Genomic DNA, 16,725 nt, shown 5'->3' with positions numbered 1-16,725 from the left:
CCAGCGGGGAAGACTCGGGCCGCTATCCATTCATCGCGACACCGTAGAATCGGGCACTGAGGCCGACGCCTTTGCACACGCGTGTGCAAAGGGCTAGTGTTGTGCCGGAGAAGGGAGTTGACATGGCTGCGAGGACGGTGGGGTTCGCGATCGATGAGTCCATGCGCGCGGATCTTGACGAAGTGGTCGAGCGCTACGCCGATGGCAATCGCAGCGAGTTCCTGCGGGCCGCCGTGCGCAGGTACAAGGCGGACCTCCTGCGCGAGCGCCTGGTCAGTGTCCGCGAGGAGGCGAGGGCCGAGCGAGGGGGAAGGATCTACACCCATGATGAGGTCCTCGAACTGATCGCGCGACCGTGACGGCGCGAACCCCTCTTGCCGTCGTCTTCGACGTCAACGTCTACCTGAACTTCATCCTCGGCGCGGATGGCGCCTACCCGCCGATACTGGACGAAGTGCCTCCGACGTCAGGCAACTCCTCCGCCGACAGTCTCTCCCTGGCTCTTGATGGCAGTTTTGCGCTGTACTCGTCTCCACACATCGCCTGCACCGTGAAGGACGGGATGCAACGGTGCGGTCAGAGCCAACGGCTGATCGGCAAATACCTGGAGCTGCTCGTCGACATCTGGGAGACAAGCGGCGGGCGCGTCGTCGAGCCCGTCGTGCGCGACTTCGGCCTGGAGGATTTCGAGGACAACAACATTCTGGCACTGGCGCTCGATCCGTCCGTCCAGGCGGCGATCGTCGTGTCGAGCGACCATCATCTGCTTGACATCGGCCCCAACTGGCGCGGAACGTGGATCTGTCGTCCGCGGGAGTTCGTCCACGCCCTGATCGGGCGCCGCGTCTGACGTTGCGGCAGAGGTAACGGCGCATGGGAACACGCACTCGCCGACGAGAATGCCGATGCCCTGCTACGGCCAGTTCGACACACGGGGTGGTTGGACGAAGAGAACACACCGACCGCGCGGTGAGCTTGTCGTGTGGACGCACCCCCGCCACGCGGGGCGCCCTCGTCACTGGGGACGTGAACGACCACTCGACGTGGAACCCCCACCTCACGCGGGCGCGCCCATCACCAGACGCGGGGTCCCCGCCCACAGCGCGGGATCGGTGACCCGCCGCCCATCGAAGAGCAGGCGCACGCCGGGAAGGTCATCGGGCGCCAGGCGACGGTACTCCGCGTGATCGGCCTGCACGATCGCGGCATCCACCGGATCGCCCAGGTGGTAGGGCTCCCACCCGAACCCGGCCAGCTCCTCATCGGCGTACATCGGGTCGTGGACCAGGACCTCGGCCCCCCGCGAGCGCAGCGCGGCGACCGTGTCGAAGACCCCGGAGAACGCCGTCTCCTTGACTCCCCCACGGTAGGAGGCGCCCAGCACGGCCACGCGCAACCCGGACAGATCGCCCAGGACCTCTGCCACGCGCCCCACGACATAGGCCGGCATCGCTGCGTTCGCGGCGCGCGCGGTGGACACGATCGAGGCGTCGGGATCGGTGGACAGGTACAGGCGCGGGTAGACGGGGATGCAGTGCCCGCCCACGGCGATGCCTGGCTGGTGGATGTGGCTGTAGGGCTGGGAGTTGCAGGCGCGGATCACCCGCTCGATATCGATGCCGGCCTTGTCGGCGTACACCGCGAACTGGTTCGCCAGTCCGATGTTGACGTCGCGGTACGTCGTCTCCGCGAGCTTCGCCATCTCGGCGGCCTCGGCGCTGCCCATATCCCACACGCCGTTGGGCCGGTCCAGGTCGGGGCGCTCATCGAATTGGAGGACTGACTCGTAGAACGCGATCCCCCGCCGCGTCCCCTCCTCCGACAAACCGCCCACCAGCTTCGGGTAACGGCGCAGATCGGAGAACACGCGACCCGTCAGCACGCGTTCCGGCGAGAACACGAGGTGGAAGTCTCGGCCCTCTGCGAGGCCTGAGACTTGCTCGATCAGCGGCCTCCAGCGGGCCCGGGTGGTCCCCACCGGCAGCGTCGTCTCATAGGAGATCAGTGTGCCCGGGGTGACGTGCTTGGCCAGCGACCGCGTCGCCTGGTCCATCCACCCGAAATCGGGGCGGGACTGGTCGTCGACGAACAGCGGAACCACCAGCACAACGGCGTCGGAGCCGGGGATGGCCTCCGCGTAGTCGGTGGTGGCGCTCAGGGCTCCGGAGAACACAGCCTCGGGCAGGTACTCCGCCAGATGGGTCTCACCCGGAAACGGCTCCTTCCCCTGGTTGACCAGGGACACGGTCCGCTCGTTGATGTCGACGCCGACCACGGTGTGCCCGGACCTCGCGTACTGGACCGCCAGCGGCAGTCCGATCTTCCCCAGAGCGACAACGGCGATGCGCATTCCTGTTCCCTCTCTCATGCGCTGATGATGACGGGGACGGACGGCGACTCGGGTCCCTGCGCTCCGATCCTAACCGCTCATTCCGGGGCCGCCGCGTCGGTCTATTTCACGTAGTGGTACCTGGCAGCGAGGACGATGATGTCTTCGCCATGGATCTGATAGACGAGTCGGTGCTCATCTGTGATCCGTCGTGACCACGCCCCTGCGATGCCGTACTTCAGCGGCTCAGGTTTGCCGATTCCGTGAGCGGGATCGCGAAGTGCATCGTCAATCAGACGGTTGATCCGACGGAGCACCGCCCGGTCCGCGCGCTGCCAGTATGCGTAATCCGCCCATCCGTGGGCGGTGAAGACCACCCTCATCGTTCATGACCGATCAAGAGGATGCTCAACAACCTCGCCGCGCCCCGCTTCTTCTGAGGACTCGACCAGCCACTGTGCGTTCGCGGGCGAACGGAACAGATAGGCGGTCTCCTGCCACGACTCATAGTCGTCAACCGACATCAGGATTGCGTTGCCCCGCCTTGACGTGATCTCCACCGGGGCGCGATCGTCATTGACCTTCTCAATGAGAGGGAAGAGCTCCCGCCGAGCCTGGCTGGCTGTGATGGCCATGTTCACCCTCCTTCTTGTCCCACATATGGTACAAGTCTGGCGGAGCGCCAGCAACACTCACGACTTGTGTTCCCCGCCAATAGGGCGCCCGTGTTCAATGTTCAACGCGGTCCCTGCCGCGGCCCGCAGTCATCCGCATGCCGTGATCCGCACCAGGGACACGGTCTCCGCCCGGCCGAGCACCTCGAAACCGTCGCGGAGGTCGACGTCGTAGAGGCCGGGCGAGACGGCCGACTGGTCGGCGCCCTCGTGCCACGGATCCGAGTCGATCCATGCGTAGCCGATCCCGTCGGAGCGGAGGATCGAGCATACGCGCGGGTTCGTGGAGATCTCGTTGAAGTGCTGGCGAAGATACTCCAGGTCCGTGTTCGACTCGCGGAAGTACAACTGGGGGAAGACGGCCTCGCGATCGCCCAGCACCTGCACGTAGGCCGACCCGTTGAAGGGGTCGCCCAAGACGAGGGCGTCCTCGGGAATCAGCTCGCTCGCCCGTCTGGCCAGTGCCATCGTCTGGTCGGTGAGCGCGATCGTGGAGAACGGGGAGTCAGTGGAGTACATCCTCCAGGTGAGGTCCGCCCTCTGCGGCGCGGTGGCCAGCCCTCCGGCTAGCGGGATGAGCAGTGCCGGAACCAACCCCATCGTCAGCGGAACGTTCCGGGCGGATGCGCCTGCTCCCGCGGGGAGGGATCGACGAGGGCGCCTCGACTGTCCGCGATGCCGCGCCGAGGAGGGACTCAGGACGCGGGCGGCCGCCGAGGTGATTGCGAGCGCGCCGAGCGCCATGAGCGGAAGTTGGGCGACCGCCTGGACCGCCATCGTGCGATGCGTGCTCAGGTACCAGATGCCTGCCAGCCCGAGCAGGGGGCCCGAGCGCATCAGGCTGGTGAGCGTGAGGGCGGAGGCGACCGCCCACGCCGTGACCAGCAGCCTCCCCGCCCGGGTCCGCAGGGCTTCGACCGCACCTGCCACCGTGAGCACGCTGACTGAGACGGCGGCGACCAGGAGCCCCTGCCAGACGCGGTCAGAAGCCTCGAAGTCGACGATCGACCACAGGGACAACGCCTTGAACGGGTTGTACCAGTCGACGTTGGGCACGGTCTGGAAGGCGCTGAGCATCCGGGCGAGCCGCTCATGGAGGAACGGCACCGCGACGGCGAGCACGGCGACCGCGGCGGCGGCCCCGAGGGCGCCCACCGCCTCTCCCCACAGCCTCAGACTCCGACCCGAGCGAGCCAGGCGCCCCCAGCGCCGGCTCATCGCGACGACGGCGGGGCCTGCCCCCAGCAGCCCCAGGGACAACCCGGCCAGCGGATGGATCAGGCAGATCCCCAGGACCTGGACGACCAAGGCTCCCGCCCAGATCGCCAGGGACCGTCGACGCCCGGGAGATCCTGCGGGAAGGAGCCGGACGGCGCGCTGCCCCGTGAGGCCGAGCGCCGCCAGCGCGGGAACCAGGGCCATGCCCAGGGCATTGGGCCAAGCCGGGTACTTCGTCAGCATGTAGGTGGGAAACTCGGCGACCAGGGGCGCCAACGCCACGGTGAGCGCCGGCAGTGCCGGTGTCCCGGGAAGGATCGCCGCGGCCAGGGCTGCCAGCCCCGTGAGCCAGATCAGGGGCACGAGGGCGGAGAAGGAGTTGACCACCGGCACGATCGTGGTGCGTGAGGCGAAGGGCGCGACCAGGGCGTGCCACCCGGCCGGAAAGACCGTGCTCGTCGTGTCCAGCCCGAACATGCGGGTAAGCCCGCCGAAACCGGAGGCGTTGCCGTCCACCAGAATCCGCCACAGGGCGTTCATGTGGAAGACCGTGTCGTGCCCCTGGATCGGGGTGTCAGGCGCAGCCTGGGCCATGAACGGGAATGCGATGGCGGCCCAGCCCAGCGCGAGCGCTCCGACCAAAGGCGCAGACCACCTGTCCGCCCCCGATGACGGAGCAGGCCGGTCGGTCCGCGTGGCCCTCCCGCACAGGGCGCACGCTCCAATCGCGATCAGGAGGCTCGCCGCGAACGTCCGCGCATCCCACCGCAGACCGAGGGCGCCGCACGCGACCGCGCCGATCGCCGCCGTACAGGCCGCCAGGAGCGGGCCGACGGCCACGGCGAGCGGGCCTCGCATCCCTGCGAGCCGGGCGCCCAGGCTACCGGGGAGGAAGAGAACAGCCGTCATGACGAGGAGGCGCGGCACGTCCGCCGCCCACTGCCCCCACACCATCGTCGCGTCGCCCATTCCCATCCCTTCTCCGGGGTCATTGTGCCTGACGCGCCTCCCTGAAATGGACTTCGACCCCGACCCCGTCCGCTCACCGCGTGATGACGCGCGTCACATGGTCGGCCAGCAGCCGTCCTCGCAGCGTGAGCACGATGCGCCCGCTCGCTGCGGGCCCGGCCTCCACCAGCCCGTCGTCCACGAGGCCTGGAACGCCGCCGATGTCGTCGCCCGGTCCCAGCTGGACGCCGTCCGCCGTGCGCACCGCCAGCATGACTCGTTCAAGCTCGCGCGTGTCCGCATCCAGCACCTCGCCGGCCGCAGCCGGCGAGCGCCCCTGCGCCACGAGCCCGGCATGGGCCCGCGGGTGCTTGACGTTCCACCAGCGCAGGCGCCCGACATGTGAGTGGGCTCCGGGCCCCAGACCCCACCAGTCCCAGTCGCGCCAGTAGGCCAGGTTGTGGCGCGACGCGTGGCGCAGCCGCGTGGCGGGCACACCCTCCTCACCCGGCGCGACGCGGGCGAAGTTGGAGATCTCATACCAACGGTAACCGGACTCCCCGAGCAGGCGGTCGGCGGCCTCGTACTTCGCCGCCTCGTCGTCCGGATCGGGCGTGGGCAGCTCGCCGCGCGCCACCTGCGCGCCCATCCGGGTGCCCTCCTCGACGACCAGCGCGTAGGCGCTCACGTGGTCGGGCCGCATGGCGACCGCAGCCTCCAGCGAGCGCCGCCAGTCCGACAGCGACTCCCCCGGCGTGCCGTAGATGAGGTCGACGGACACGTCCAAACCGGCCTCGCGCGCCCAGCCGACCACCTGGGGCACCCGTTCGGGCCGGTGCAGGCGGTCGAGGGTGGCCAGGACCTCCGGGACGGCCGACTGCATGCCGACCGACACGCGGGTGAAGCCAGCCCGAGCCAGGGCGCGCAGCGACTCCGCCGTGACCGTCTCCGGGTTCGCTTCGACGGTGACCTCGGCGTCCTCGGACACTCCCAGCCGTTCGCGCAGCCCGTCGAGGATGCGCGCGAGTTCCCCGGCCTCCAGCATCGTCGGCGTGCCGCCCCCGAAGAACACGGTCCCAGCCACCCGGCCGGCCCCGTCCCCGTCCCCCCTGGCGGATCCGGAACCCCCGAAACCCGCCTCCCCCAGCGCCCTGCGCGCGAGATCCGCCTCCCCCAGGATGGTGCGGGCGTAGGAACCTGGCTCGGCGCCGGGCCCGAACCCCGTGGTGTACGTGTTGAAATCGCAGTACCCGCACCGCACCCGGCAGAACGGGACGTGCACATAGAGGCTGAGGGGTCGCCCGGCCCCGGCCTCGGCGAACGCCGGATCCAGGCGCCCGTCGCCCGGCCAGGGCGCGCCGTCAGGCAGGCGCGGCGTCATCGCGCCCCCGCCACGCCCAGCGCCGGCGCGCCAAACCTCCCCGCCGGCCGGAGAAGGACGGAGACGTCCCGACGGCCGACGAGCCGGATCGGGGAGCGAAGCGGGGAGCGGGGCATGGCCCCATCGTTCCACCCGGCCGGCGCCGCCGCCCACTCCCCGTCTGCCGACGCGGCGTCCCGAACAGGGCAGGGTCCGGCTCGCCGCCTCGTCACAGGCCTCGGTGTTCTTCCAGATCGGGGAACTCCGCCCACTGGACAGCAGGCTCTCCCGGCGCCATTGGGGTGATCGCGACATGCGTGAGGCTTGAGTCCACGGCCGCTCCGTGCCAGTGGCGGACGCCCGGCGGGCAATCGACCACGTCGCCGGGCCCCAGTCGGCGCGCCGGCTTCCCCTCCTCCCGTTCCCAGCCGCGTCCAGCGGTGACCAGGAGCAGCTGCCCCCGAGGATGCGTGTGCCAGCGGTTGACGCATCCGGGAGCGAAGGTGACGTTTCCGACGGAACAGGTTGCCCCGGGCCCCGTCATCATGGACAGCCACGCATTCCCCGTGAAGTTCGCCCTGTCGACCGGGTCGCCCAGGGGGAACGGGCCGTGCTCGATGGGCGCCGTCGGGCCCGGGGGCGGTGCGGCCTCGTCTCCCCAGATGTCGGCGACCAAGGAGAAGGCGGACCATGCCTTGGGCCACCCGGCGTAGAAGGCCAGGTGCGTGAAGGTCTCGACGATCTCCTCGCGGGTGACGCCGTTGTCCCGGGCCATGCGCAGGTGGGTCTCGAGCTGAGGGAAGAGGCCCTGCGACATGAGGGAGGCGCAGGTGACCAGGCTGCGCTGGCGGGCAGGCAGCTCGCCCTGCCTGGACCAGACCTCGCCGAAGAGGACGTCGTCGTTGAGATGGGCGAATGTGGGGGCGAGCGCGCCGAGGACGTCGCGTCCAGCGGTCTGCTTCTTCATGGCGGGGAACCTTTCAGTGGACGGGAGGAGGGAACGCGGTTGGCGGAGGACCCCGCATGAGCCGGGTTCGCCGCCCAGGAGCGCCGGGGACCGACGTGTCCGCCGCGGCCCTCACACGGGATCTGCTGCGCCGCCTGCGGTGAGGGGCACGCGTTGGGAGGCTGCCCACGAGGCGAGGACCCGCAGGGCGTCGGCGGTGGGAGATCCAGCCGGAGCGGTGTAGACGTTGAGCACCAGTCCAGGTTCGCTGGGCAGGTCCATCGACTCGAAGTTCAGATCGAGGTCGCCGACCACGGGGTGATGGATGCGTTTGAGTCCTGAACGATGGAACTTGACGTCTTGGGAGGCCCAGTTGCTCCGGAACAGCTCGCTCTGGGTGGAGAGCTCTCCGATGAGGGCGATCAGCTCCGGGTCGTGCGGCGTTCGTCCGGCCTCCAGGCGCAGCATGGAGGCCGCGTCATGGGCGATCTGGTCGTAGTCGCGCCAGAAGGCGTGCGCGGCGGGATTGAGGTAAGTGAAGCGTGTCGTGTTGGCGGGGCGTCGGGGGTCCTCGAAGACGGGGGCGTACAGGGCCCGTCCCGACTCGTTGGCCGCGATGATGTCGTGGCGCCCATTGCGCACCCAGGCCGGAGCGTCGCTGATCGCATCGAGCACTTGTTTGACGGCCGGACGCACCGAGTCGGCCGGACGAGCGGCGCGGCGCCGCCCGGGTCCCGCGGCTCGGGCGAGGTCGAACAGATACTCCCTCTCGGCCTCGTCGAGGCGGAGGGTGGCGGCGATGGCGTCGAGCACTCCCTCCGATGCTCCGGCCAGGTTCCCCCGTTCGAGCCTGACGTAGTAGTCGACGGAGACCCCCGACAGCATCGCGACCTCTTCGCGTCGCAGACCGGGGACGCGCCGGTTCCCGCCGTAGACGGAGAGTCCCGCCTGTTCGGGGGTGAGGCGTGCCCGCCTCGAGCTGAGGAACTCGCGGACCTGTGCGCGGATGTCGGTCATGATCGGCTTTCTGCTGGCCTGGAGGCCTCCGGTGCTGTGATCAGTAGCCGCTGGGGGTCCCGTAGTAGGTGGGGATGCGAGGCGTGTAGTGGTGCTCCAGTGCGGCAAGCTCATCCTCGGTGAGCTGGATGTCCAGTGCCGCGACCGCCTCCGCGAGGTGTCCGGGGCGGGTGGCTCCCACGATGGGGGCCGAGACCACCGGATTGTGCAGCACCCAGGCGAGCGCGATCTGAGCCATCGAGGCGCCGCGGGATTCGGCGATCCTCTGGACGGCGTCCACAGTCCGCTGGTCCGTCTCCTGCCACAACGGCGTGCCCACGGAGTCTGTCACGGGATTGGACTCTCCGCGAGTCGTCGAGTGATCGCCCCACGGGCGCGTGAGCAGACCGGCCGCCAGCGGCGACCAGGGAATGGAACCGACGCCCTGGTCGGCCAGCAGGGGGAACATCTCCCGTTCTTCCTCCCGCGCGACCAGGTTGTACTGGTCCTGCATGGAGATGAACCGCGACCATCCGTGGATCCGGGCGGTGTATTGCATCTTCGAGAACTGCCAGGCCCACATGCTCGACGCCCCGATGTAGCGGGCCTTGCCGGCTTTCACGACGTCATGGAGGGCCTCCATCGTCTCTTCCACCGGGGTGAGCGGATCAAAACGGTGGATCTGGTAGAGATCGATGTAGTCGGTGTCGAGGCGCCTCAGAGACGCGTCGATCTGCTCGAAGACCGCGCGGCGGGAGAGACCGCGCTGGCCGGGGCCCGCGCCCATCGGGGCGAAGAGCTTGGTCGCCAGGACCACCTGATCGCGGCTGGTGTACGTCCTGATCGCGGCGCCCGTGATCTCCTCGCTGGTGCCGAAGCCGTAGACGTTGGCCGTGTCCCAGAACGTGATGCCGAGCTCGACGGCTCTCCGGAAGACCGGCTCGGCGGCCTCCGCATCGAGGGTCCACGTGCCTTGCCCCTTGCGGCCTCCACTGCCGAAGCTCATGCCTCCGAGTCCGATCCGACTGATGGTGAGACCCGATCGTCCGAGCTTTGTGTATTCCATGATGGCGATCCAATCACTGCAGCGGATGGGAAGGGAGGCCCTGCCGATACCCCTATGGCTGACACCCTCTGCCCACGCCGAGGCGTCTAGCCCATGGTCCGGTCATCGTCGCCTCTGAGTCGTCGTCAGCTCCGAGGTGCCGTAGGAGTTGTCGCTGGGGTTGATGGTGACGCCGGGAGGGACGATCCGGTCGATGCGGTCCAGGACGTCTGCGGGAAGCGTGGTGTCGGCCGCCGGCAGGTAGGACCCGAGTTGTCCCATCGTGCGCGGCCCGACGATCGCCGAGGTCACGGCGGGGTGGTTGAGGACGAAGGCGAGGGCCATCCGGATCAGCGTCATCCCGGCCTCGTCGGCCAGTCGGGCGAGTTGTTCGACGACGTCGAGTTTGCGCTGGTTGGCTGGACTCGTCATGTCGAAGCGGGCGCCGGGGCGCACGGCAGAGGTCGGAGCGGAGGCCGCCCCCGCACGCCACTTTCCCGACAGCCACCCGCCGTCGAGCGGGCTGTAGGTGAGGATGCCCATCCCATGGCGGCGGGCAGTCGGCAGGACATCCTCCTCGATGCCGCGCACGAGGAGCGAGTAGGGCGGTTGCTCGGTGACGAAGCGTTCGAGATGGCGTTCACGGGAGGCCCACTGGGCCTCGACGATCTGCGAGGCTGCGAAGGACGACGATCCGATGTAGCGGACCTTGCCCTGGTGGACCAGGTCGGAGAGGGCTCCGAGCGTCTCCTCGATATCGGTGTCCGCGCTGGGACGGTGGACCTGGTAGAGGTCGATGTGATCGGTCTTCAGACGGCGCAGGGAGTTCTCGACCTCGCTCATGATCCACCGGCGCGAGCCTCCGCGCTCGTTTGGGCCGCCACCCATCGGCATGAAGAATTTGGTGGCGAGGACGACGTCGTCACGGCGCCCTCGAAGCGCCTCTCCGACGATCTCCTCGGAGACGCCGTCGGAGTAGATGTCGGCGGTGTCCACGAAGTTGATCCCCGCGTCGAGGGCGCGGTGGATGATCCGAGTGGAATCGCCTCGGTCGCTGTTGCCCCAGGGACCGAGCATCATGGTCCCCAGGCACAGAGGGCTGACCCGCACCCCTGTGCGGCCGAGCAAGCGGTGCTGCATGATGTCTCCTTCGATCAGACGGTTGAGGGGCGTCCTGCGCGGACCTGGCGCCCGGGGCCGGGTCCGGCACTCTCACGGACGGACCATGACCTTGAGCGCGCGGCGCTCGTTCATTGCCTCGTAAGCGGCGGGCGTCTCGTCGAGGCCGACCTCGACATCGAAGACGCGCCCGGGATTGATCGATCCGTCGAGGACCTGGGGGATCGCGTCCTCGATGTAGGCGCGCACGGGAGCGGGTCCGCCCGCCAGGCGCGCGTTCTTCCCGAACAGGGACCCGAAGCCGATCGGCGCGTCCTCGTATTGGGGGACCCCGACCCGGCTGATGATCCCTCCGGGTCGCACCACGCCGTACGCCTGCTCGTAGGCCGGCATGTGGCCGACGGCCTCGATGACGACGTGGGATCCCTCTCCCCCGGTCAGATCCATGACCGCGGCGATCCCCTCCGGACCCCGCTGGGGAACGACGTCCGTGGCGCCGAACTCGATGCCGAGGTCCGTGCGCTCGCGGTGCCGGCCCATGAGGATGATCCGCTCGGCGCCCAGCCTGCGGGAGGCGAGGACCGCCGAGAGCCCGACAGCACCGTCGCCGACCACCGTGACGGTCCGACCGGGACCTGCTTCGCCCATGTGCGCGCCGTGGTAGCCGGTCAGGTACACATCGGAGAGCGTGAGCAGCGAGGCGAGCATCGACTCCTCGGCGGTATCCGGATCGATGTCCGGGACCCTCACGAGGCTCCCGTCGGCCAGCGGGATCCGGGCGAGTTCGGCCTGCAGGCCGCCGGTCTCGGGAGTGCCGTACCAACCGCCGTGGAGGCACGCGGTCTGCACGCCCTCGCGGCAGAACACGCAGGTGTTGTCCTGGAAGGCGAAGGGCGCGATGACGAAGTCCCCCGGCCTGACAGAGGCGACGGAGCCACCGACCTCCTCGACGACGCCGATGAGCTCGTGGCCCATCGGCACGCCGTCCGGAGCGGGGGGCATGGAGCGGTAAGGGTGCAGATCGGACCCGCACACGCAGGCCCGCACGACGCGCACGACCGCATCGCTGGGCTCCTGGATCACGGGGTCCGCAACGTCCTCGACACGGACATCACGAGCACCGAACATGAACGTCGCTTTCATCGGGCTTCCTCCACCTGGTGGGATCTGAGTGGCCCCATGACACCTCAGCCGGATGGCGCGCGGGAGTGTCCCTTCTTCCGGGTACTCGCAGTGCCTCCCAGACCAGGAGCGATCAGAGGCTGGGCGAGGGCCGCGCCCCGCGCCCGGGCGCCGCGCCCTCGACGCCGAATCCCCGCGCCACCCATTGGGAGCACACGGTCATCGCGGCCAACGCGAGCGTGATCGCCGCCAGCGGGAGCATCCAGCCGCCCGTCGCGTCGCGCAGCCATCCCACGACCACCGGGCCCAGGGACGCCACGACGTAGCCGAGCGTCTGCACCAGGGCCGACGTCCGCCGGTTCTCATCGACCGTTCGCGAGCGTTGGATGATGAGCGTGAACAGGGCGGTGAACAGCGCGCCCTGGGCGACCCCGGAGACGACGCACCACGCGAGCCACCATCCCGGCAACGCCACGAGGCCCACCGGCAGCACCAGCCAGGACGCGCAGACGACGCCCATCACCCGCGTCACGGGCCACCGCAACGCTCCCAGCATGACCGGCACCAGCAGCGGGCCGACGATGCCGGTGAGGTGGAAGACGGACGCCGCCGCCCCCGCTCCGGCCTCGCTCATCCCCTCCGTCTCCCGGAGGATCCTCGGCAGCCACCCGGCTATCGCGTAGTAGGCGAAGGTGTGCCCGCAAAACGCCGCCGCCATCATCCACGCCGCCGGAGAGCGCAGCACCGTCCGCCCCGCCGTCGGGGTGTCCAGGCGCAGCGCCGAGGCGTCGCCGGTCTTCAGCCCCGCGCGCCGCACCACCGAGGCGCGCACCGAACGGGATCCGGCGGGGAAGACCCACGCCCAGACGATCCCCGCGGCCATGGCCGGGATCACGCCCCAGAACGCCGCGGAGCCCCGCCATCCCACGACGTTCGCCAGCGGGACCGCGACCAGGGTCGACAACCAGACGGCGACGTTGACCGCGGCGGAGTACAGGCCCGTCATCGTGGCCGCGCGGCGCCGGAAGTCCCGACCGATGACCATCGGGGCGACGAGGTTCCCCAGGGTGATCCCCGCCCCAATGACGGCCGTGCCCGCGACGGCCGCCCATTGCGTCCCCGAGGAACGAAGCAGGGAGCCGACCAGGACGAGGACGAGGGCGTTGAGCGCACCCAGGTTGATGCCCGTGCGCCGCAGCCACCCCGAGGCGAAGGGCGTCATCGCCCCGAAGCACAGCACCGGGATCGAGGTGAGCAGACCCGCCGCCACATTCGACATCCCGAGATCGCCCTGGATGCGCTCCAGCAGCGGGGGCACCGCGGTCACCGGAGAGCGCAGCACGGTTGTGAACAGCAGGAAGGACGCGGCCGGCACGATCGCCCAGGCCTTCGAGAATCCCCGGCCCGCGTCGCCCTCGTCCCCCGTTCCCGATGGCGACGCGCTCACCGCTCCTCCTGACCTGCGTGCCCCTGGCGCGGCAGGCGGATGCCGATGGCATCGTGGGCCCGGCGTCCGGCCGCGCGCCCGCGCTCCTCGAAGTGCGTGGACACCCGGCCCGCCCACCGCGGCGCGAAGCCGCCGCGCCCCGGCTCCCTGTCCTGCGGGTCCGGGCGCTCTCCCAGGTACGGGTTGGCGAGGTCCGGGCAGGCCTCCACGACGTCACGCATCTGCCAGGCGTAGTCGTCCCAGTCCGTCGCCAGCCGCCACGCCCCGCCGTCCGCCAGCACGCGGGCGACCTGCCGGGCGAAAGCGTCTGAGACCAGGCGCCTCTTGTGGTGGCGCGCCTTGCGCCAGGGATCGGGGAAGAAGGTCCAGACCTCGTCCAGGCACGCGTCCGGGAGGATGACCGGCAGGGCCTGGGCGGCGTCCGCCTCCAGCACGCGCAGGTTGCCCACGCCGGCCGCGACCGCTTTCGACACCGTCTTCGCGATGCCCGGCTCCCACACCTCCAGGGCCAGGAAGTCGCGGTCTGGCCATCTCCGCGCCGCGGCGACGATCTGCTCGCCGGTGCCCGACCCGATCTCCAACGCCACGGGGGCGCTCCGCCCGAACTCGCGGGCCAGGTCGACGCGGAAGCCCTCCGCCACGGTGGTCCACCCCTGCCCGCGCCTGGGCTCGATGACGTAGTCCGCGCCGTGGGCCGCCATCGTGCGCGCCAGGGACTCCGGCAGCGCCCGGGAGCGCCGGGTGAACGACTTCGTCCGAGACATGTAGGGGGCCGCGGTGCCGGTGGGACGCGGATGATGGTGATGGCCCCCGCGGCGTTCCCCGGACTCCGGCGTCCCCGGCGGGCCGCCAGCGCCGGGGGAACCGGCGCCGTCCTCGTCGATGCCGGCGCCCGTCGGGCCGCGCAGGCCGGGCAGGGCCGTCTGGGGGACCTGCTCACCCATGGGAGTCATCCGCCCTCACTTCTTGCCGGTGGGGACGTCGCTGGTGAGCGCCGCGATGAAAGCCTCCTGGGGGACGTCCACGCGGCCGATGGCCTTCATGCGCTTCTTGCCCTCCTTCTGCTTCTCCAGCAGCTTGCGCTTGCGGGTGATGTCACCGCCGTAGCACTTCGCCAGCATGTCCTTGCGCAGGGCCTTGATGGTCTCACGCGCGATGACGCGGGCGCCGACAGCCGCCTGAACAGGGATCTCGAACTGCTGGCGCGGGATGAGCTCCTTGAGGCGCTTCGTCAGGCGCAGGCCGTAGCCGTAGGCGGCGTCCCTGTGGACGATCGCGCTGAACGCGTCGACCTTCTCGCCGCCCAGCAGGATGTCGACCTTGACCAGGTCCGCCGCCTGCTCACCGGCCTCCTGGTAGTCCAGGGAGGCGTAGCCGCGTGTACGGGACTTGAGCTGGTCGAAGAAGTCGAAGACGATCTCCGCCAGGGGCAGCCGGTAATGGATCTCCACCCGGTCCTCGCTGAGGTAGTCCATGCCCTTGAGGGCGCCGCGCCGCTCCTGGCACAGCTCCATCACCGATCCCACGAACTCCGAGGGCGTGAGGACGGTGGCCTCGACCACCGGCTCGCGGACCTCCTTGATCTTGCCTTCGGGGAATTCTGAGGGGTTGTCGACGCGGGCCTGCGTGCCGTCCTCGGCGACGACGTGGTAGATCACGTTGGGGGCGGTCGCGATGAGGTCCAGGTTGAACTCGCGTTCCAGCCGTTCACGGACGATCTCCAGGTGCAGCAGCCCCAGGAACCCGCAGCGGAAGCCGAAGCCCAGCGCGGCCGAGGACTCCGGCTCGTAGGTCAGCGCCGCGTCGTTGAGCTGGAGCCGCTCCAGGGCGTCGCGCAGGTCCGGGAAGTCCGAGCCGTCGACCGGGTAGATCCCGGAGAAGACCATGGGCTTCGGGTCGCGATACCCGGCCAGCGGCTCGGCCGCCCCGCGCACCGCGGTGGTCACCGTGTCCCCGACGCGGGACTGGCGCACGTCCTTCACACCGGTGATGAGGTAGCCGACCTCGCCGGCGCCGATGCCGTCGCTGGGCGTGGGCTCGGGGGAGATCACGCCGATCTCGAGGAGCTCATGGGTGGAGCCCGTGGACATCATCCGGATGCGCTCACGCGTCGAGAGCCGCCCGTCGACGACGCGGACGTAGGTGACCACGCCGCGGTAGGTGTCGTAGACGGAGTCGAAGATCATGGCGCGTGTGGGTGCCTCGGGGTCGCCGCTGGGGGCGGGCACGACCTGGACGATGCGGTCGAGCAGTTCGGCCACGCCCTGACCCGTCTTGCCGGAGACCCGCAGGATCTCCGACTCGTCCACGCCGAGGAGCTGGGCGAGCTCGTGGGCGTGTTTGTCGGGCTGGGCGCCGGGCAGGTCGATCTTGTTGAGGACGGGGATGATCGCGAGATCGTCCTCCATCGCCAGATACAGGTTGGCGAGCGTCTGGGCCTCGATGCCCTGGGCGGCGTCGACCAGCAGCACCGCTCCCTCGCAGGCCGCGAGGGAGCGCGAGACCTCATAGGTGAAGTCGACGTGGCCGGGCGTGTCGATCATGTTGAGCGCGAAGGCCTGGCCGCCCGTGGCCCACGGCATGCGCACCGCCTGGGATTTGATGGTGATGCCGCGCTCTCGCTCGATGTCCATGCGGTCCAGGTACTGGTCGCGCATGTCGCGCTGGCTCACGACCCCCGTCAGCTGCAGCATGCGGTCGGCGAGCGTGGACTTGCCATGGTCGATGTGGGCGATGATGCAGAAGTTGCGGATGCTCTGCTGGGGCGTCGCCGCGGGACGGATGCGCGCCGACTGGTCGGTCGTGGGGATGGGGGCCAACGAATTCCTCCGTCGATGGGTGGGTCGTTCCCATCGTCCCACATCTGGCTCGTCTCCAGCGACGAGGGCGTTCCTGCCATCCCGCCGGACCTCTCAGGAGCCCCGGACCGCCTCAGGAGTTGACGAGTTGATGGGCCCGCTGCGTCGAGACTCCCATGACGGTCCCGATGTCGCGGAGGGTGAGGCCCTCCGAGCGCAGGAGCCGGGCCGCCGCGCGGGATTCCGCAGCGGCCCTGGCCCTGGCCTGTACCGCCCGTCGCGACTCCTGCTCAGAGACGGCACGATGCTCCCGATAGGCGTCCGGAAGCTGCGGCTCGACGCGGATCACGATGTCCGACTCGGGAACACGCGCCAGGTAGGCGATTGCCTCCCTCATCTCATCCGGAGCCTCGCTGAGAGCGCGGACCTGGGAGACGGCACCGACCTCCGGAGCCTCCAGCACCCACCATCCTGATCGCCGCCACTGCGCGGTCACGAGGAACTCCCGACTCATCTCCACCACTCCTTTCCCCCCAGCACGTCGCTGAACTGATCGAAGAACTTCCCGGCGGTGACGTCATCGACCTCCCTGTGCCGTCCGAGGGTCCTCGTCACCGGTCCGACGGTTACCGCCGTATGGCGCGCCAGCTCCCTCTGCGAGTACACGAGCCCGCGGGCATGGGCTTCACGCCGTAGAAGTCGCATGACCGCCGTCCGCTTCAT

General features: G+C 69.7%; 17 protein-coding genes. 2 read left to right on the top strand and 15 right to left on the bottom strand.

Annotated features, from left to right (window positions below; genetic code table 11):
* Positions 1-122: 122 nt before the first annotated feature.
* Together ACFQWG_RS02725 and ACFQWG_RS02720 are read left to right on the top strand one after the other, a co-directional pair.
* Positions 123-359 carry a ribbon-helix-helix domain-containing protein gene (locus tag ACFQWG_RS02725; protein WP_380971868.1) on the top strand — a complete coding sequence of 79 codons (237 nt, stop codon included), beginning with the start codon at positions 123-125 and terminating at the stop codon, positions 357-359.
* Complete coding sequence (locus tag ACFQWG_RS02720) at positions 356-850, top strand: PIN domain-containing protein (protein WP_380971866.1); 495 nt, start codon at positions 356-358, stop codon at positions 848-850. Before ACFQWG_RS02725 ends, ACFQWG_RS02720 begins: the two co-directional genes overlap by 4 nt.
* Before the next feature lie 207 nt (positions 851-1,057).
* Here ACFQWG_RS02720 and ACFQWG_RS02715 read toward each other — a convergent pair whose 3' ends face one another.
* The 15 genes from ACFQWG_RS02715 to ACFQWG_RS02645 form a co-directional block, all read right to left on the bottom strand.
* The gene (locus ACFQWG_RS02715; protein ID WP_380976182.1) at positions 1,058-2,350 is read right to left on the bottom strand and encodes a nucleotide sugar dehydrogenase; all 1,293 of its coding nucleotides are present in this window, start codon (positions 2,348-2,350) and stop codon (positions 1,058-1,060) included.
* Positions 2,351-2,451: 101 nt separating this feature from the next.
* Positions 2,452-2,712 (bottom strand): Txe/YoeB family addiction module toxin, encoded by a 261-nt coding sequence (locus ACFQWG_RS02710; protein WP_380971864.1) that lies wholly within the window; start codon positions 2,710-2,712, stop codon positions 2,452-2,454.
* 3 nt (positions 2,713-2,715) lie between these two features.
* Positions 2,716-2,964 carry a type II toxin-antitoxin system Phd/YefM family antitoxin gene (locus ACFQWG_RS02705; protein WP_291500216.1) on the bottom strand — a complete coding sequence of 83 codons (249 nt, stop codon included), beginning with the start codon at positions 2,962-2,964 and terminating at the stop codon, positions 2,716-2,718.
* A gap of 129 nt (positions 2,965-3,093) precedes the next feature.
* On the bottom strand, positions 3,094-5,190 hold the full coding sequence (locus tag ACFQWG_RS02700; protein ID WP_380971862.1) for a DUF6541 family protein: 2,097 nt from the start codon (positions 5,188-5,190) through the stop codon (positions 3,094-3,096).
* Positions 5,191-5,263: 73 nt separating this feature from the next.
* Entirely contained in the window at positions 5,264-6,550 is a 1,287-nt protein-coding gene (hemW, locus tag ACFQWG_RS02695) for a radical SAM family heme chaperone HemW (protein WP_380971860.1), read from the bottom strand.
* Between the two features lie 208 nt (positions 6,551-6,758).
* On the bottom strand, positions 6,759-7,496 hold the full coding sequence (locus ACFQWG_RS02690) for a carboxymuconolactone decarboxylase family protein (protein ID WP_380971858.1): 738 nt from the start codon (positions 7,494-7,496) through the stop codon (positions 6,759-6,761).
* A gap of 111 nt (positions 7,497-7,607) precedes the next feature.
* Positions 7,608-8,492, bottom strand: a complete 885-nt coding sequence (locus tag ACFQWG_RS02685) for a helix-turn-helix transcriptional regulator (protein WP_380971856.1) — start codon at positions 8,490-8,492, stop codon at positions 7,608-7,610.
* Positions 8,493-8,532: 40 nt separating this feature from the next.
* Positions 8,533-9,537 carry an aldo/keto reductase gene (locus ACFQWG_RS02680; protein WP_380971854.1) on the bottom strand — a complete coding sequence of 335 codons (1,005 nt, stop codon included), beginning with the start codon at positions 9,535-9,537 and terminating at the stop codon, positions 8,533-8,535.
* A gap of 102 nt (positions 9,538-9,639) precedes the next feature.
* A complete protein-coding gene (locus tag ACFQWG_RS02675) occupies positions 9,640-10,656 on the bottom strand; it encodes an aldo/keto reductase (protein ID WP_380971852.1) in 1,017 nt (338 codons plus the stop codon).
* Positions 10,657-10,728: 72 nt separating this feature from the next.
* Positions 10,729-11,778 carry a zinc-binding dehydrogenase gene (locus ACFQWG_RS02670; protein WP_380971850.1) on the bottom strand — a complete coding sequence of 350 codons (1,050 nt, stop codon included), beginning with the start codon at positions 11,776-11,778 and terminating at the stop codon, positions 10,729-10,731.
* 112 nt (positions 11,779-11,890) lie between these two features.
* Entirely contained in the window at positions 11,891-13,204 is a 1,314-nt protein-coding gene (locus ACFQWG_RS02665) for an MFS transporter (protein ID WP_380971848.1), read from the bottom strand.
* The gene (gene trmB, locus ACFQWG_RS02660; protein ID WP_380976180.1) at positions 13,201-13,968 is read right to left on the bottom strand and encodes a tRNA (guanosine(46)-N7)-methyltransferase TrmB; all 768 of its coding nucleotides are present in this window, start codon (positions 13,966-13,968) and stop codon (positions 13,201-13,203) included. Before trmB ends, ACFQWG_RS02665 begins: the two co-directional genes overlap by 4 nt.
* Before the next feature lie 195 nt (positions 13,969-14,163).
* A complete protein-coding gene (gene lepA, locus ACFQWG_RS02655) occupies positions 14,164-16,023 on the bottom strand; it encodes a translation elongation factor 4 (RefSeq protein WP_380971846.1) in 1,860 nt (619 codons plus the stop codon).
* A gap of 112 nt (positions 16,024-16,135) precedes the next feature.
* Complete coding sequence (locus ACFQWG_RS02650) at positions 16,136-16,516, bottom strand: hypothetical protein (RefSeq protein ID WP_380971844.1); 381 nt, start codon at positions 16,514-16,516, stop codon at positions 16,136-16,138.
* On the bottom strand, positions 16,513-16,725 hold the full coding sequence (locus tag ACFQWG_RS02645) for a hypothetical protein (RefSeq protein ID WP_380971842.1): 213 nt from the start codon (positions 16,723-16,725) through the stop codon (positions 16,513-16,515). The genes ACFQWG_RS02650 and ACFQWG_RS02645 overlap by 4 nt, the downstream gene beginning before the upstream one ends.

It is taken from the genome of Schaalia naturae (genome assembly GCF_042665795.1).
GTDB classification, from domain to species: domain Bacteria; phylum Actinomycetota; class Actinomycetes; order Actinomycetales; family Actinomycetaceae; genus Pauljensenia; species Pauljensenia naturae.
This window is presented reverse-complemented; position numbering and strand designations above follow the sequence as displayed.

Bases quoted from the DNA above. Each gene is read 5' to 3' on its own strand.
- ACFQWG_RS02690 (WP_380971858.1), bottom strand. From the start codon at position 7,496: ATGAAGAAGCAGACCGCTGGACGCGACGTCCTCGGCGCGCTCGCCCCC.
- ACFQWG_RS02670 (WP_380971850.1), bottom strand. From the start codon at position 11,778: ATGAAAGCGACGTTCATGTTCGGTGCTCGTGATGTCCGTGTCGAGGAC.
- ACFQWG_RS02710 (WP_380971864.1), bottom strand. From the start codon at position 2,712: ATGAGGGTGGTCTTCACCGCCCACGGATGGGCGGATTACGCATACTGG.
- ACFQWG_RS02680 (WP_380971854.1), bottom strand. From the start codon at position 9,537: ATGGAATACACAAAGCTCGGACGATCGGGTCTCACCATCAGTCGGATC.
- ACFQWG_RS02725 (WP_380971868.1), top strand. From the start codon at position 123: ATGGCTGCGAGGACGGTGGGGTTCGCGATCGATGAGTCCATGCGCGCG.
- hemW (WP_380971860.1), bottom strand. From the start codon at position 6,550: ATGACGCCGCGCCTGCCTGACGGCGCGCCCTGGCCGGGCGACGGGCGC.
- ACFQWG_RS02645 (WP_380971842.1), bottom strand. From the start codon at position 16,725: ATGAAGCGGACGGCGGTCATGCGACTTCTACGGCGTGAAGCCCATGCC.
- trmB (WP_380976180.1), bottom strand. From the start codon at position 13,968: ATGTCTCGGACGAAGTCGTTCACCCGGCGCTCCCGGGCGCTGCCGGAG.
- ACFQWG_RS02705 (WP_291500216.1), bottom strand. From the start codon at position 2,964: ATGGCCATCACAGCCAGCCAGGCTCGGCGGGAGCTCTTCCCTCTCATT.
- ACFQWG_RS02700 (WP_380971862.1), bottom strand. From the start codon at position 5,190: ATGGGCGACGCGACGATGGTGTGGGGGCAGTGGGCGGCGGACGTGCCG.
- ACFQWG_RS02685 (WP_380971856.1), bottom strand. From the start codon at position 8,492: ATGACCGACATCCGCGCACAGGTCCGCGAGTTCCTCAGCTCGAGGCGG.
- ACFQWG_RS02650 (WP_380971844.1), bottom strand. From the start codon at position 16,516: ATGAGTCGGGAGTTCCTCGTGACCGCGCAGTGGCGGCGATCAGGATGG.
- ACFQWG_RS02675 (WP_380971852.1), bottom strand. From the start codon at position 10,656: ATGCAGCACCGCTTGCTCGGCCGCACAGGGGTGCGGGTCAGCCCTCTG.
- ACFQWG_RS02715 (WP_380976182.1), bottom strand. From the start codon at position 2,350: ATGCGCATCGCCGTTGTCGCTCTGGGGAAGATCGGACTGCCGCTGGCG.